Consider the following 15768-nt stretch of genomic DNA (forward strand, 5'->3'; position numbering starts at 1 on the left):
TGTCTCTCTATTTCATCAGAAAAAAATCGGTTTTTCCTCGGGATGATGGATGCGTATTTTTCCTATTGTTGGTGGACATTTCACAACATGGGAAAAACTGATGCGTTTCATTCATTCTTACCTTATAGCTTTATTGTTTTGCCTGACAATGTCCAGTGTTTACGCCGAATCGTTTGTTAGCGGCGATTTAGTGCGTAAAGCATCGCCCGGATTTCGGGTTCAAGTGAAAAATAACCAACTATTGGTATCGTCTGTTAGTAAACAGTCTGCGGCTGAAAAAGCAGGGTTAGTAAAAGGTTCACAAATTCTGGATATTAACGGCAAAGCGGTCACATCCGCTTTTGATGGGAAAAAATTACTAAGAAATCTTGTTGGTGGGAGCAAGCTCAATTTAAAAGTAAGTCGGGGAAATAGAACTAAAACGATTAAATTTGTCGCAGAAGCTCGCCCGCTGGAAGCCATTCCCGGCGCAGATAGCTATTATGATGTCGTTAATGTTGCTGATGACGCCAGACTCAGAACGATTGTTTCGGTGCCTGCAGGCGTCAAGAGCAAAAGGCCGGCGATATTTTTTGTACAGTGGGTTTCATGCGGTTCGCTGGAATATCGTGGACGAGGTGTTAGCGATGCCGTCTTTTCTCATTTGATTGTTGAAGCAAAGCGAACGCTGATAAGGGTAGAGCGAAGCTCCGATGGTGACAGCGAGGGCGCTGAATGCCATGAGTTAGATTACAACACAGAGCTAGAGCATTACTACCAGGCCTTTAAACAGCTTAGACATCATCGTCTTGTGGATACCAAAAATATTGTTATTTATGGTTCTAGCCTTGGCTCGACGGTGGCACCACTGTTAGCTGAAAAGTTGATGAAAGAAGGGATCCCGGTTGCCGGGGTTATGGTGCAAGGTGGCGGTGGAGTGACCTATCTTGAACGAATGCTAGCATTTGAGCGGATTTACCTGGAGCGTCGCCCGGAAGTAAAACCTGAGTCTATCCACAACGAAATATACAATCGAACCCTGTTTTATACCGAGTATTTGATCAAAGGTCGGATGCCCGATGATATCGCTAAGGACTCGGCGGACATGAAAGTTGTGCGTAATAGTATTCGAGGTCTTGCCGCTTCCAACCAATATGGTCGTCCTTTTGCCTGGCATCAACAAGCAGCGCAGCATAACTTTTTAAAAGCATGGGCGAATGTGAAAGCACCGGTGTTGGTTGTATTTAATGAGTTCGATCAATTTGAAACGGCGCACGGACACAAAGTAATCGTTGATATGGTCAATCGTTGGCGACCAGGCACTGCCACTTTTGTTGAAGGGAAAAATATCGGCCATAGCGGTTATCAGTTCGACACTATAGAGCAAGCCTATGCGTTTGAAGACGCAAAACCAGTGCCGGAAAAAATGAACGCGGTATTTACTAAATGGTTGCCTACTACAATTGTTCGGTAAGTTTACAAATTGGTATTTTGGAAGTTAGTTTAGTTAAAGTTGAATGGAGAAGCGTTTTAAATTCATCATTGCTGGGCAATTAACAATGCTGGGCAATCAACAATGCAGTTTTTGGATTGGTCAGGAATTTAAAGCGCTTATATAGGATTTGGACCGTTCAACATAAATATAAAGAATCAGTGAGATTTCTATCAATGTCTATGCCAGAATAAGATCGACAAATCATACTTTTCATTACCAATAAGTCGCCATAGGCAGAGCGACTTAAATAAAATAGTGAAATGAGAAAGTGTGAAACAGAATGTCGCGAATAACGCTGTATGGATATCTATAACCAGTGTGTTTAATTTTAGCTAAAGGCATTAATAACTGATGATGAAATATCAACTACTACTTTTGATTTTTTCCTGGGTTACTTCAACCAGTGCGAAAGCAGATTCGCCGGAAATCGATCTTTCCACTCAACAATCTCTAGATAAACTTGTGACGGAAATTCAGGCCAAATCGAAACTCGTTGGTTTGGGCGCTATCGTTATGCAAGACAATAAAACTTTAGCGATTTCAACCGCGGGTGAAAGAAAGGTTGATAGTGGTGTAAAAATTACAACAGATGATCAATGGCATATTGGTTCTATCACAAAATCGATGACGGCGACTATGATTGCACAATTGGTAGAAACCGGAAAACTAAATTGGAAAACATCCGTTAAGGATATTTTCCCCAAGGAAACTAAAGCGAATAAAATTCACAAAAAATGGCATGATATTACTTTAGAACAATTTCTCACGCATACTTCGGGCGTAAAAGGAAATTTTTCAATGGACATTCAAACGCTTTGGCCGGAAGAAGGAAAAGAGCGAATGGATGTGCGTAAAGCGCAAGTGTTAGATGTTTTAAAGTCAGCACCCGAATTAACGCCAGGAAAACAGTTTCTCTATTCAAATGTAGGCTTTACTATTGCAGGTGTCTTTGCCGAACAGAAAACAGGAAAATCCTGGGAATCTTTGATTAGAAAAAATTTATTTGAACCCCTTGCTTTGAGTCAGGCTGGTTTTGGTCCACCGAAAGATGGCGATAAAGAACTTGAGCAGCCTAGAGGACATCAAAAAGGATTATTCGGATTCGGCTCGCCAAAAGCAGTTTCGACCGAAGCTGATAACTCTCCCGTTATGGGGCCTGCCGGAACTATTCGTATGACGCTGAGAGAGTTAGCAGCGTATGCTAATGAACACCTACAGGGCGAAAAGGGGAAAGGCAAACTATTAAAACAATCAACTTATCAATATTTGCACTCGGCTAAACTTAATGACTACGCGTTTGGCTGGGTGGTTCAAAATAGCGATATGTCTGGTCCTGTTATCTGGCATAATGGTTCGAATACTATGTGGTACGCGTTGGTAGTTTTTTTTCCTGAGCTAGATGTAGTTATTGCGGTGACTTCAAATGATGGCAATATTAAACAAGCAGAAAAAAATGCCTGGAAAATTGTACGAGAAATGACAAAAAAGATCCGCGAAAAAAATAGCTAAAAGCACTTGCCCCCCTCTCCCTCTGGGAGAGGGTAAAATATAAATAAGCTTAATTAATACCGATTCCTTTCCTTCGGATCATCACTCAAATACTCAACAAACTCAACCTCGTATCCATCTGGGTCAATAAAATAAACATTTTTTCGATAGGGATCATCAGCTCCCTCAATTGCGATCTCGAAGCCGGCATTTTGCAATCGCTTTATGACGCCGTCGATATCATTAGTGACATAAGCGAAATGAGCTAATCCAACTTGATGACCTTGTAAATCTCTATTTTTATCAACGCCGTTGTCGTTTAAAGAAAGGTATTGATAATCGTCGCCAAAGTGAACCCATTTGCGTGGTTTGCCATACCAGTCATTTTCGCCACCGCCGCGTATTTTCCAGTGAGGAAATGCAGCCTGATAGAAAGCAATTGACTCGGTAATATTTTTAACAACTAAGTTTAAGTGTTCTAAATGTAACATGATAATCTCCTCGATTAGTTTTCAACTTGTTCGGCTTTCTATTCGCTTTTTTCAACACGCCATGGTGGGTTAAGTCGATTTTCTCCAGCCCAGAAAAGTTTAATTTTGTTACCCGAAGGATCGTAAAGCGTCGCCTCACGCCAAAGGTAAGTTTGATCAGTGGGAAGTTGAGTAAATTTAATTCCTTTTGATTTGAGTTTTTCTACCCATTCATCGAGTGCTTTGTGTTCGAAGTAGATGATTGCGCCGTTGTGAAATTTTTCGTTCTCTAGCGAAAGTGAAAAACTGCTGCCGCCGGGACATTCAAACCTTGCATAATGTGGTGTATCGACAATTTGTAAAAAGCCGAGGCGTCGGTAAAATTCTGTCGCTTCTGGCATGTTGTTAACGGGAAGTGTTACTTGATTTAAGTTCATAGTCTGTTGTCCTGTTTTATTGGTTTTGGTCGCAAGCCGTTAGTGGCTACATGCCATAGCTGTATTCCTGTTGTTTCGGATAGGGTTGAGATTGGTGTTGAATTCGAATCGCCTGCAATGCGGCGCTATATTGATGCAGCATGTGCAGGCTGTAGTCGATTCGTTCTCGTAAATGAATTTCGCGCTGAGTTAATTGCGCATCGCCTTTGTCACACTGGTTTAGCACTTCTTTTACATTTCGAATAATTAAGTGATCGGGAACCGCGACAATCTTGTTATTTTTGAGCGAATTCATGCGTAGCTCTGCAATCGGGTAAGCACCGCTAATGCCGCTGACTACCGAGACGAGCAACGCCGGTTTGTGGGCCGTTTCCTGTTTGTCGCACATCAATAAAAAGTTTTTCAACAGAGGGCTGGCCATGCCACCCCATTCTGGCGTAATCAAAATAAGAGCGTCGGCGCGACTGACTTTTTGGCTAATTAGCGGCCAACCACTGCTTGGATCAAGCTGACTGTCCTGTTCTCCATCCCAAAATGGAATGTTGTAACGACAAAGCTCCAGATGATTGATTTCTTTATAATTTTTTGCTTTCTCAACTAAATACTGAGCGACTTTAGCGCTTTGGGACTGTGTTCTTTGGCTGCCGCTGACAATCAGTAGCCGCATATTTGATGGTTCGATTGTAACTGCCATTGTGATGTTTCCCCCTTTCGTTGATTTAAGTAAAGTATTTTGTTTACTAATTATTATGTAAAGTAAACTATTTACTTAATGAAGTAAAGTATTAAATAAATAAAAAACTTTACTTAATTGTGAGGTGAGAGATAATAGCCATGGGAGGCTGCGATGAAAACGAGCGATAAAATTATCCAACTACTTAAAAAACAAGGCGCCTTGACGGCGAAAACCCTGGCCGGTGAGCTTGATTTAACCACTATGGGAGTTCGCCAACATATGCTGGCGCTTGAGCAATCCGGCGAAGTTATTTTTGAAGATAAGAAAGCACCTCGTGGCAGGCCGACGCGCTATTGGTCATTAACAGAGAAGAGTAATGTGCACTTCGCCGATGGTCATGAAGGCTTGACGCTGCAGCTAATCGATTCAGTCAAAACAGTTTTTGGCGATTCAGGTCTGGAGCAACTCATTGAACATCGAGAGCGAGAATCTCAAAAACTTTACTTTGAGGCGATGAAAGATAAGAAAGACTTACTCAGCAAACTAGAGGTATTAGCGGTGCTGCGTAGTGAAGAAGGCTATATGGCGACAGTCATTCAGGAAGCTGACTTTTATTGGTTGATTGAAGATCATTGTCCAATCTGTGCCGCGGCGAGTCATTGTTTGAATTTTTGTCGTTCAGAATTAAGTTTGTTTCAGGCATTGCTAGAGGATGTTGCTTCGGTCAGCCGTGAAGAGCATATCGTAGAAGGGGCGAGGCGTTGTGCTTACAAAGTCTCGCCATTATGATTTTTGGGGCTAACGATGTTTTAGGCTAACGATGTTTTGGGCTAAAGGCTCCGACGGCTTATCGAGCACTTTTCATCTGCTGCTTAAAGTTTTCTCGAGCTTCTATTTGAATTTTTTTATAGTCTGATAATTGTGCATCCGATAGAATTTCAGAAAGTTGTGCAAGGGTATTTTCTCGTGCGTTACTGAGTTCATTACTCAATTGTCTCGCTTTTCGAAAACCGATCTTTTTTACCGGGGAATGGTTATCGTCAGACTTTGTTCTGTTGTGGGGGTCAATACCATATTTACTCAGAATGTTCATTCTAGTTTTGATACTTTGCGCTAGAATTGGTTTGACCTGGTTAACTTGTTCATCACTTAACTGTAACCGCTCGATTGTCTGGTTAATGCGATCTACCAGTTGCCGGGATTGATTCTCCATACTCTGAGATGTTTCACTCAAAGCGAGGAGGAATGTAAGTATTACCAGGCTGATAAAATGTTTCATACGATTAGAGTTCCTTGATTAACTGATTTATCACGTCATTATGTCGCTAATTGTAATCAATCGATTGTAAAGAAGTTGACTCCAAAGTTTAAAGATTTGTAAAGGTTGGGATCTATCAGGCACAATCGCCAAGACTGATTGACAATTTGACGTCGATAGTAATAAATTGACTGACCTGACGGGGCACTACTTAACGCAACACAAAGGAAAATCTAATAATGATAAGACAATCACTTTTTCCAGCAATACTGTTGATCATCGCTTCTTTTCCAAACTTTGCCTTTTCCAGTGATAGCTTCGGAACTGGTCCTTTACTCAAAGAGTTTGGCGCTAATGCAAAGGTTAAGCTGACTCATCCATTATCGAAAGAACAGACTTTTAAAGTCGTATTTGATGTTGCTGAAGTAGAAGATGAAACTACGCTCAATCGAAAATTTAATAGTTTGGCAAGGTTCCTGAATATGCATGTTAGAGCGGGAGTTGCTGCGGAGAATATACAACTTGCATTGGTCGTTCATAGCAAGGCCGGGAATGGGCTTTTGAACGAAAAAGCTTTTAAGAAAAAGTTTGGTCAGGAAAATCCCAACGCTCAATTGCTCAAAGAACTAATGGCACATAATGTTAGAGTCATTCTGTGCGGTCAATCAGCTGCCTATTACCAGATTGATAATCAAGATCTCATTGGCGGTGTTGAGATGGCGCTATCGGCGATGACAGCCCATGCTTTATTGCAACAAGAAGGCTACACGCTGAACCCTTTTTAGAAAGGGCAAGCTGACAGGGGGGGTTTACTGCTTCTACTGTGAAGTTGCTGTTCGTAGTTATCTGAATGAGATGCAATTCGACGTAGTTTCGGTTAGCGCATAAATTGATTGGAAAACTAGCGTAAGATGACAGTGGCTTAATTTGGGTTGGAACTAGCCGTGATCTTTTTCGTTTTGACGGTTATGAGTATATAAAAGTCCTCTCAGGTAACGAAAAATTCGATATTTCTAATATCCATAAGAGTCACCTGAGTTCTTTTGAGGTTAGAATAGTTAAACTGATAATCACACCGTACAATTAAGCTTCGACAACTTAAGCAATATTTAAAATTCGCCGCGGCTGAGCAATCCACTGATTTTGTTTTTCTTTGACCGTTTTAATAAATTGATTCAGAATCGCCGGTTTACCAAAATACCACCCTTGTCCAAACTCAACACCGATTGATTTTAGCTGTTCAAGCTGAGCGCGGTTTTCAATGCCTTCGGCTATACACCGCATGCCGACCTTTTTAGCCATGGTGTGAATCTGCGGAACCAAAATTGAACCCAAAGAAGTCGATTCGATATCATAGATAAAGCTGCGATCGATTTTTAAAAAGTCACTGCTCAGTCTGTTAAGGTGGGACAAGTTCGAATAACCTGTACCAAAGTCGTCTATTGACACGCTAAACCCCAGGTTTCTGAGATCTGTTAGTATGGCTTTTGCATCTGCTGTATTGAGCACTTCATCTTCAATAAGCTCCAGGTTGATGTTAAAGCGACTAATGTAAGGTGCGCTAATCGCGTAAAGTTGGTGCATTTTTTCCTGGTCGAGATCTTCGGGGAAAATATTGAAACCAATTTTGAACCCAGCTGGAAGTTCGTATCGGCTGAGTTGTTTGAGGGCGCTTTGATACATATGGAGTGTAAAGGGCCAGGTCAAATTTAACTTTTTGATCATAGGAATAAATTCATTGGGGTAGATCTCACCTTTACTATCCTTAAATCGGGACAAAACTTCGCAACCAATAATTTGTTCGTTGCATAAATTAACAATGGGTTGGAAAACATTGTAATAGCTTTTTTTGCCAATACCTTGCTTAACCCGAGAAATCGAACGGCGTCGGCTCCGAATAAACCGCGCTGCGCAGCCTCTGGTTATATAAGAAATTGCGCAAACCAACAGCAGCAAAATGCTAGTCAATCGATAGTGTTCTGAAAGTATCTGTCTGGTCGTTCGCGAGACTGCACCGCAATAGCCAAGTTTGGCTAAACAATATTGTGAGTAGTGACGTTCCCAACTGACTTTCTGTTGAAAATTATCGCCGGAGAGATTTTCGAAAATATTTTTCTGGCCATAGACATGGGAAACATTGCCTTTAATGCGATGAACCGCTTGCCAGTTTGATTCTGGGATATCGAAAATGCTCGTGTAAGTCCGGTCGACCACTACGTTAAAGTGACCCATTTGTGCAATGAGTACTGGGACGGTTTTATCTATCCATGGAAGCGTTTCATCGACCCATATTTTTGGCCCGCGAAAAGTATCAAATGTAGGTTGTGTCTTTAAAGAGATTGGTTCTGCGAGTAATCCTTGCGAAGTAGTACAAATTAATTGATTGTTTTGCGAAAAGCCGATTTGTTTGAGAAAGCGGGAAGTAAAAAGTGCGTGTTGCATTGCCGACAGGGTTTTGGTGTCACAGGTTTTAACCTTAAGCGCATTTAAAGTTGTTAGCGCCTCACCAACATCTTGTACTACCTGGTATTGGAATTTGGTAATTTGATTAACGATCTGGGACTGATATTTGTGTTCGTGAAATGAGATTAATCCGGCGCTAATTAACAGTAAAATCATACCGATGCTAACGCCGGTAGCTGCAGCGATTATAGTATCGCGGGTTGTAGACATGGCCCCTCCGGGTTAACTTGTTGGTTGAATTTTGACCAGTATACGCTTTTAGTATGGGCATATGCGGCGGGAATTCCTATTTCTGAAAAATATGGGAAAAGTCGTTGAGTTGGCTAATATCTCCAAATTTATACAAAATTTGCCTATATTTTAATTACTGATCAGGTAAAAGAAATGAGGAGGCAAAATTTGACAGGTAAAGCAGATAGACGGCGTCAGATTTTGTTGGTAGCAAAATGCCTGATGGAGAAAAAGCCGTTTGAAAAGCTCCGGTTTACTGAGATTGCGAGCGAGCTTAATATTGATCCAAAACTCGTCCATTATTATTTTAAAGACAAAGAGTCACTGTTATTGGGGCTTTTTGATTTTTATCTTGAAGATTACGCACAACTGGCTGAAAACCTGGAAAAACAACGAACCCTTTCGGCAGTTACAGCTTTGTCACTTATTCGAGATAATGTGCGTCATCATTTACCCACGTTGCGAACTATTATGAGTTTCGCGCTCAATCAACAACTTGATCCCCAATTTATAAAAACAAATCGTACCTGGCGTCTCAATGAAACCTATCGAAAGGTGCTGAACTTATCTTCTAAAGATCCACAGGACGAAGGCAAAGAAAGTATTTTGTTGCTGATGATTATTTTTTTAACGATTGCTAATAGTGAAGTTTATTCAGATTATTTCGAGAGTTTTTTTGCCCTGCCAATGTCAGACGAAAACTCTGACTTATTGTTGCAACTACTCGCTAATATCTGCGAAAGGATGACTAGCACTTGACTGTCGGCCGATTGTTTTCAATTATCCACTTCTCAAGCTTTCACGATTATAGCGAATCTAATCCTTTTGTCGCGCTTAGCTCGGATAAACAAGATGATATGCTCAAACATATGCGTTATTATCATGGCGGGCCGCATAGTGATCATCCAAGCTTCTCGGAAATCGTGTTTTACTTTCCACGAGTCTTCGAAAAAATTTCAGCTAATCATGAATGTTATATAAAAAGCTTGGAGTCAAATGAAGTTGAAGAAATTGCATGACCAGAGTGTGAATTTCGAATCAGCAAAGAGCATGCCGCTCGAATTACACGAGCGTTAGTAACTAAGAGGAAAAAATTATCAAACTTATAGTATCAACCATAATTTGTTTGTTTCTTTCATCCAATGGCATTGCAGGAAGTGTGTACGATAAATTTCCAGATGACATAAATCCTAAAGAAAAGTACGTTTTTTATTCTCATGGTTATATTGTTGAAGGTGAAAACCCCAAGCCTATTAATAAAAAGTTCGGTTGGGGGCTTTATGATTTTCCGGCTATTAAAAAATCGCTATCGGATGATAGCTATAATTTAATCGCATTCCATAGGCCCAAAAACACTGATCCATTTAAATATGCTAATGAGCTAAATGATCAAGTAAGGGATTTGGTTAAAAAAGGTGTATCTCCAAAAAATATTACAATCATGGGGTTTTCTAGAGGTGCATTTATTACAGGTCTTACTTCAGATAAATTATCTGACTTGTCTATAAATACCATCATTCTTGCTGGCTGTGGCCGCTTAATCTCAAAGAAACATACCGACATTAAGGTGTACGGTAATGTGCTCTCGATTTACGAAAAATCAGATCGGGCTAATACTTGTAAGGCGCTGAAAGCTAAAAGCACTAATGTAAAATCATTCACCGAAATAGAGATAAATACAGGCTTGGAACATGGTGCATTTTATAGGCCAATTTCTGAGTGGGTAGAACCAGTAAAAAACTGGATAAAATCAAAACCTAGTAACTAAAGAATTGGTCCAATGGGTAAGATGCTAGACAATGAATAAGCGTTTCGGTGAGAGTGTTGTTTTTAAATCTTGTAGAGACTTAATTTCAAGCTTTTGAAATTGAGTTTCAACTTTCTCAACTAAATGTTGAACTCTTCGAAGCTTCAATGCGCGCGGCCTTTTGAAACAGGTAGTTGAATGGTTATTGAAAGTCCTCCCTGCGGGCTATCAGCGGCAAATATTTTTCCCTGATGCGCATCAACGATACTTTTACAGATTGATAACCCTAATCCCGAGCCGCCGGTCGATCTACTACGCGAAGATTCAACTCTGAACAGCCTTTCAAAAATCTTTTGATGAAGTGCGGGAGGCACACCTGGTGATGAGTCTTCTAATTTTATCACCAACCACTTATCTGCGATATTTGCAGTAAACAGTATTTTTCCCGGTGCATCAGTATACGCAAGGCTATTGTTGATTAAATTGTTGATGACTTGTTTGATTCGAGCTTCGTCAAAAATGGCACAGACTTCTTCGGCAATGTTTAATTCCTGCTGCCATTTGAAATCTTTTGCTTTTACCACAGATGAAAATTCTTCCATCCAGCTGCCGAAAGTTTGCTTGCAATTATTCTCTTTCAAGTCGAGTTTTAATGCACCAATATCTGATTGTGCCAATTGATAGATGTCGCTAATCATATGGTTGATATCGCCAATCTTTGTCATCAAGCCATCATAGGAAGCATTGACGTCTTCAACCAGGTTGTGCTGCAAAGCTTCGACTTTTAATTGCAATACTGTTAACGGTGTTCGTAATTCATGTGAAACATCAGCGAGCAACTGGTTTTTCTTTTCCACCAGCTCCGCCATCATTTCCGCTCGTTCCGCAGTGATTTTTCTTTTTTGGCTTTGCCGATAAAATAAGAAAAATGAAACAAATGCTAACAAGACAAGCCCTGCAATCCACATGTTCCTCTGGTAAGTTTGCCTTTCAATCTGGAGTGATTTGAGCTCATTTTCCTTGGTTAAAATCTGGATTTCTGATTCTCGTTGTTCTGCTTTGAACTGTTCTTCTAGTTCCGCTAATTTTTTCACCCTACCTTCATCAAGTCGAATTTCCTTCAAGCGATAATGGTCCTTAAGATTTTCATAGGCTTTGTCTGTATTTCCTACTGCTCTAAAGGCTTTAGATAGATCCAAATGAGCATTCATAGTAAGCGATTCGAATTCTAATTCCTTACCTATATTAAGCGCTTTTTGAAAATGCACTATCGCTGATTGATAATTTTCCTTTTCAATATAAACATTGCCTAATGCCATTTCTGACTCCGCGACAAAACGAGGTGTTTTCATTTCTGTTGCAATTTTGAGTGCTGAGTTTAAGTGCTCGACTGCGGACTCATAGTCTTTTTGCCCTTTATAAATTTCACCGGTATATCGACTGATCTGAAATTTGTTTCTCATATCTCCAATTGATTGATTAAGTTCTTTTGCTTCCTTTATGCTAGTTAACGCACTCACATAGTCCTTTTTTTGCACATGGGTTGCCGTGATATTAATTAACTGTTCTGCAATTCGGTTATAGCTCTTGTGTTTTCTTGCAAGCGCTAAGGCGCGAAAGTAATAGTCAAGTGCTTCGTCATATCTTTGATATTGTCTGTGAATAAGTGCAATATTTCCGAGTGTTCTAACGACATAAACAGTATTTTGATAGCCAACGGTATTGAGTGCTTTAGTGTAATACTCTAATGCCTTGTCGAAATTATCATTGTAATAATTCATCAGGCCAATATCATTTAATGTTCCTCCTATTGCTGCATTGATGTTATCTGTTTCGGGAGGCATTTGCCGATAGAGTTCTAGTGCTTTGATTAAATAAGGAATGGCTTTGGTATAATTGCTATCGCGGCGGCTATACAAATAAGCATAATCTTTATTTAGCATGGCCAGTTCATCTTTCTCTGCAACCGACTTTGCCACCTCGGCATAAATTTCTAATTGCTTTTCCATTAGATCAAATTTTCCAGCATTATAGTAAGCCAAAACCAGGTAGTGGTGGGTAAACATTGCTCTGGAAAAATCTTTGTGGGCCGTTATTAATTCTAATGCTTCTGAAGCATAGCGAATGGAGCTCTCGGGGTTTTCATAGGCATAATATTTCGCTAATTCAGCGAGTGGCGATATTCTTTCTATGCCTTCTGCAGTTGCTAATTGAGCTTCGTAGTTCTTAACTCTCTCTGGCTTATCCCTGGCTTCTGTAAGTGTGGAGAAAATTAATATAAATAACAGGGTGAAATATTTCACTGAAAAGACTCTTAATAAATACCGTAAAAAAAACGGTTTAAAACTTAAGTAACTATATATCATTAATCGGGGTCAATATACCGGTAGCCTGCGCCGTAAACCGATTCTATCGGGGATTTTTCTAAACCTAATTCGATTGCTTTTTTCCGAATATTTTTGATGTGACTATCAATTGCTCTGTCGGAAATATCCCGCATATCGGGGTAAGCTAAGTCTAAAATTTGTGCGCGAGAGTAAATTCTTTCGGGGTGTTGATAAAGCAATTTAAACAGACCGAACTCAAGATTAGTCAGTTCTACGGTGCTTTGTTGATAGCTTAAAATAAAAGTTTCCAGGTTTAATTCAAGTTTTCTGATGGCCTTAGGTTTTTGAGTGCGACGTAAAATTGCTTTAATTCGTAAAATGAGTTCGACGGCACTAAATGGCTTGCAAACATAGTCATCTGCTCCAGCTTCGAGGCCAATCAGCCGATCAATTTCCTCAACTTTAGCAGTCATCATGATTATAGGGATATCAGAAAATTCCCTTATTTGACGGCAACACTCTAAACCGTCGACAACCGGCAACATGATATCGAGCAAAATGATATCGGGTTGGTTTTCTCTTACAGTCTTGACCACATGCTCTCCACTGTCCAGGTGATGAGTATTGAAGTTGCTTGCTTTTAGAAACAGATTCAGATTTTCTGAAATTTCTAAATCATCTTCGACGACGAGGATATTCGCTGTGCTAGATTGTTTGGAGTTAGATTGTTCAGACATGAGTTCACTTTACTAGTCAGTTTTTAAATTATAGTCGGTTATCAAGGTAAAGCTGGTTTTCAAAATGCTTGTTTTTTCAAAATACAGTTTTTTCATGGTTAATTGTCAGGCTTGCAACGGAAGCTGAATGGTTATTGCTAACCCGCCTAGTTCGCTGGCAGACGGAAAAATAATCCCTTTATGGGCCTCAACAATACTCTTGCAGATAGACAAACCTAGCCCTGAACCGCCTGTTGCACGACTTCTTGAAGATTCTACACGATACAGTCTTTCGAAAATACGAGGCATTTCATTTTTTTCAACACCAGGAGAACTATCTTCGATAACGATCTCAAGATGATTGTTAACAATATTTGAGGATAACCCTATCTTTCCCGGAGAATCAGTATAAGCGATACTATTGTCGATTAAATTACTCACCACTTGCTTGATTTTAGCTTTATCGAATTTCGCTGTCACTGAATTGGGAAGTTGAATTTTTTGATGCCATTCAAAGCCTTTCGTTTCAACCAGACTGGATAGCTCGTCTGTCCAGTCACTTAATGTGAGTTCGCAGTTATTGGAAGTTAAGTCAAGTTTCAAAGCACCGATATCAGATTGTGCTAACTGATAGATGTCTGAGATCAGTCGATTGATATCGTCTATTTTAGCCATCAAACTTTCATAAGACGCGTTTACGTCTTCGACAAGATTATGTTGTAATGCTTCTACTTTGAGTTGTAGTACAGTCAGCGGTGTGCGAAGTTCGTGAGAAACATCGGCGAGCAATTGATTTTTTCTTTCCACCAGTTCGGCCATTAAGTTGGCACGTTCAACAATCAGTTTTCTTTTCTCTGTTTGCCGATAGATAAAAAAGAAGGCTACGAATACTAGCAGAGCCAATCCGGAAATCCAGGCGTTTCTTTCGTAAGTTTGACGGTCGATTTCTAACGCTTTTAATTGATTATCTTTGGTGAGTAATTCGATCTGCTTTTCTTTTTTGGCAGATTGAAATCTATTTTCTGCAAGCTGATTTTTTTCGGTGATATCCTTTTCAACAATTGCTAAATTGAGAGTCTTGTAATTATTAAGGTGTTTGTAGGCGTTTTTAAAGTCATTTTTCTTTGCATAAATTTTACTGGCAATGCTTTCCGCATCTCGTTTAGCCACTTCATTTTCAGTACTTTCTGCTGTTTTCAGCGCAATATTTGAATACTTTAAGGCGTTATCTAAGTCATTTAATTTGAGATAAGCGTTAGCTAAATTATGAGTGACTCTCTGGATAGCAAGCTCGCTTTCTATTTCTTCTGCAATGCTCAGTGCTTGATGAAATTCATCAATCGCTTTGAGTGGCTGCTCCTGTTTTAAGTAGATACTTCCGTTGGCACGTATTACTTCGGTCAGCTGTAGTTTATCGCCGATCTGAGTAAACATAGCGATTGATTCTTGAATGTTTTTTTGCGCCAGAGTAAGGTTTTTATTTTTAACATAGGCTAGCCCCAACATACTCTTTACCTTGGCAATATTCCAGGTGTCGTCTAGTTTTTCATGGGTTTTTAGCGAACTTTCATAGTAGGGTAGTGCTTTATCAAAGTTACCCAAAATTAAGTAGACTTCAGCAATGTTCATGTCGGTTACAGCTGCGCCTTTCCATTGCTCCATTTTTATACTTAAATCCCTGGATTGTTTCATATATTCTATCGCCGTATTTGAATCTCCCAGGGTTTGATAGATCAGTGCTATGTTATGAATAGCGGCCGCTTCATTAGTATGGTCATTTGCTAGCTTTGAAAAGTTTCTTGATTTTTTAAAATAATTGAGTGCTTGGCCTGTGTCTCCACGATAATAATAAATGCCGCCTAACGCCGTTGAAGCGTTGGCCATATTGACATTATTATTGATTTTTTGGCCTAAGTTAAAACTGATTTTTGCATGCTTTTCGGCTTTATCAAAGTCGCTTTTAGTAATATAAGTCCAGGCTGCATTATGATAGAAATCACTTTTTATTTTGTCGTCGGGTAGTGATTCCAGTAACCTGAGACCAACATTAAAATAGTGGAGAGCAATATCGGGCGAGTTTTGCTTAGTCTTACTAGTAATATTCCTCACTTTTATGAGAAGTTCTCTGCCTTCCAGTCCCTCCAGTTCTTTATCATAACTTTCGATTGTTTTTGGTTCTTGGGCTGTTTGGCCGGATTGCGCGGGAGGACTGATGAAGATTGATAGGCTGATGAATATTAGTAATATGATGTTTGGTTTACTCACTTATCGATTCTCCAGCGATTATTTTTCAACAATTATTCTTTAACGGTTATTCTTCAATGGTTATTCTTCAACGGTTATTCTTCAATGATTCTGACTTAACAATTCTCATTTTGACTCTGTCTGTTAGTTTTTGACAGGCCTGTCTTATTATAATACCGGCGACTATAACATAAATGCCGACAATACAGACGACTGCAACGTAAACCACTCTCGGGC

At 39.8% G+C, this 15768-nt stretch carries 14 protein-coding genes; 6 read left to right on the forward strand and 8 right to left on the reverse strand.

What is annotated here, in order from left to right; genetic code table 11:
• Positions 1 to 49: 49 nt before the first annotated feature.
• Both FLL46_RS00860 and FLL46_RS00865 read left to right on the forward strand, forming a co-directional pair.
• Positions 50 to 1453, forward strand: a complete 1404-nt coding sequence (locus tag FLL46_RS00860) for a PDZ domain-containing protein (protein WP_142891527.1) — start codon at positions 50 to 52, stop codon at positions 1451 to 1453.
• 372 nt (positions 1454 to 1825) lie between these two features.
• Positions 1826 to 2983: a serine hydrolase domain-containing protein gene (locus tag FLL46_RS00865; RefSeq protein WP_142891528.1), complete on the forward strand. Its 1158-nt coding sequence runs from the start codon at positions 1826 to 1828 to the stop codon at positions 2981 to 2983.
• A 53-nt stretch (positions 2984 to 3036) separates the two neighbouring features.
• On the opposite strand, the gene FLL46_RS00870 is transcribed toward FLL46_RS00865, so the two are convergent.
• Genes FLL46_RS00870 through FLL46_RS00880 form a run of 3 tightly spaced genes read right to left on the reverse strand, consistent with a single transcriptional unit; the run spans position 3037 to position 4563 of the window.
• Entirely contained in the window at positions 3037 to 3453 is a 417-nt protein-coding gene (locus tag FLL46_RS00870) for a VOC family protein (RefSeq protein ID WP_142891529.1), read from the reverse strand.
• 38 nt (positions 3454 to 3491) lie between these two features.
• Positions 3492 to 3869 (reverse strand): VOC family protein, encoded by a 378-nt coding sequence (locus FLL46_RS00875; RefSeq protein WP_142891530.1) that lies wholly within the window; start codon positions 3867 to 3869, stop codon positions 3492 to 3494.
• Between the two features lie 46 nt (positions 3870 to 3915).
• Positions 3916 to 4563: an NAD(P)H-dependent oxidoreductase gene (locus FLL46_RS00880; RefSeq protein WP_210418559.1), complete on the reverse strand. Its 648-nt coding sequence runs from the start codon at positions 4561 to 4563 to the stop codon at positions 3916 to 3918.
• A 153-nt stretch (positions 4564 to 4716) separates the two neighbouring features.
• Between FLL46_RS00880 and FLL46_RS00885 the strand changes: the two genes are divergently transcribed.
• Positions 4717 to 5334, forward strand: coding sequence for a helix-turn-helix transcriptional regulator (locus tag FLL46_RS00885; protein WP_142891531.1), 618 nt, complete (start codon positions 4717 to 4719; stop codon positions 5332 to 5334).
• 58 nt (positions 5335 to 5392) lie between these two features.
• Here the strand turns inward: FLL46_RS00885 and FLL46_RS00890 are convergent, their stop codons facing one another.
• Entirely contained in the window at positions 5393 to 5824 is a 432-nt protein-coding gene (locus FLL46_RS00890; protein ID WP_142891532.1) for a hypothetical protein, read from the reverse strand.
• Positions 5825 to 6042: 218 nt separating this feature from the next.
• Between FLL46_RS00890 and FLL46_RS00895 the strand changes: the two genes are divergently transcribed.
• On the forward strand, positions 6043 to 6588 hold the full coding sequence (locus FLL46_RS00895) for a DsrE family protein (RefSeq protein ID WP_142891533.1): 546 nt from the start codon (positions 6043 to 6045) through the stop codon (positions 6586 to 6588).
• Positions 6589 to 6901: 313 nt separating this feature from the next.
• On the opposite strand, the gene FLL46_RS00900 is transcribed toward FLL46_RS00895, so the two are convergent.
• Complete coding sequence (locus tag FLL46_RS00900; protein ID WP_142891534.1) at positions 6902 to 8476, reverse strand: EAL domain-containing protein; 1575 nt, start codon at positions 8474 to 8476, stop codon at positions 6902 to 6904.
• A 189-nt stretch (positions 8477 to 8665) separates the two neighbouring features.
• Here FLL46_RS00900 and FLL46_RS00905 point away from each other — a divergent pair, with 189 nt between their 5' ends.
• On the forward strand, positions 8666 to 9256 hold the full coding sequence (locus FLL46_RS00905; RefSeq protein ID WP_168203984.1) for a TetR/AcrR family transcriptional regulator: 591 nt from the start codon (positions 8666 to 8668) through the stop codon (positions 9254 to 9256).
• 400 nt (positions 9257 to 9656) lie between these two features.
• Positions 9657 to 10265, forward strand: coding sequence for an alpha/beta hydrolase family protein (locus FLL46_RS00910; RefSeq protein WP_210418560.1), 609 nt, complete (start codon positions 9657 to 9659; stop codon positions 10263 to 10265).
• 143 nt (positions 10266 to 10408) lie between these two features.
• On the opposite strand, the gene FLL46_RS00915 is transcribed toward FLL46_RS00910, so the two are convergent.
• The 3 genes from FLL46_RS00915 to FLL46_RS00925 form a co-directional block, all read right to left on the reverse strand.
• Positions 10409 to 12547: a tetratricopeptide repeat protein gene (locus FLL46_RS00915; RefSeq protein ID WP_168203985.1), complete on the reverse strand. Its 2139-nt coding sequence runs from the start codon at positions 12545 to 12547 to the stop codon at positions 10409 to 10411.
• Positions 12548 to 12609: 62 nt separating this feature from the next.
• The gene (locus tag FLL46_RS00920; protein ID WP_142891538.1) at positions 12610 to 13308 is read right to left on the reverse strand and encodes a response regulator; all 699 of its coding nucleotides are present in this window, start codon (positions 13306 to 13308) and stop codon (positions 12610 to 12612) included.
• A 105-nt stretch (positions 13309 to 13413) separates the two neighbouring features.
• Positions 13414 to 15552, reverse strand: coding sequence for a tetratricopeptide repeat protein (locus FLL46_RS00925; RefSeq protein ID WP_142891539.1), 2139 nt, complete (start codon positions 15550 to 15552; stop codon positions 13414 to 13416).
• Between the last annotated feature and the right edge of the window lie 216 nt (positions 15553 to 15768).

The organism is Aliikangiella coralliicola (assembly GCF_007004725.1).
Taxonomy (GTDB): Bacteria; Pseudomonadota; Gammaproteobacteria; order Enterobacterales; family Kangiellaceae; genus Aliikangiella; species Aliikangiella coralliicola.

Coding starts and splice junctions, on each gene's coding strand:
- FLL46_RS00860 (WP_142891527.1), top strand. CDS start 50: ATGCGTATTTTTCCTATTGTTGGTGGACATTTCACAACATGGGAAAAA.
- FLL46_RS00865 (WP_142891528.1), top strand. CDS start 1,826: ATGATGAAATATCAACTACTACTTTTGATTTTTTCCTGGGTTACTTCA.
- FLL46_RS00870 (WP_142891529.1), bottom strand. CDS start 3,453: ATGTTACATTTAGAACACTTAAACTTAGTTGTTAAAAATATTACCGAG.
- FLL46_RS00875 (WP_142891530.1), bottom strand. CDS start 3,869: ATGAACTTAAATCAAGTAACACTTCCCGTTAACAACATGCCAGAAGCG.
- FLL46_RS00880 (WP_210418559.1), bottom strand. CDS start 4,563: ATGGCAGTTACAATCGAACCATCAAATATGCGGCTACTGATTGTCAGC.
- FLL46_RS00885 (WP_142891531.1), top strand. CDS start 4,717: ATGAAAACGAGCGATAAAATTATCCAACTACTTAAAAAACAAGGCGCC.
- FLL46_RS00890 (WP_142891532.1), bottom strand. CDS start 5,824: ATGAAACATTTTATCAGCCTGGTAATACTTACATTCCTCCTCGCTTTG.
- FLL46_RS00895 (WP_142891533.1), top strand. CDS start 6,043: ATGATAAGACAATCACTTTTTCCAGCAATACTGTTGATCATCGCTTCT.
- FLL46_RS00900 (WP_142891534.1), bottom strand. CDS start 8,476: ATGTCTACAACCCGCGATACTATAATCGCTGCAGCTACCGGCGTTAGC.
- FLL46_RS00920 (WP_142891538.1), bottom strand. CDS start 13,308: ATGTCTGAACAATCTAACTCCAAACAATCTAGCACAGCGAATATCCTC.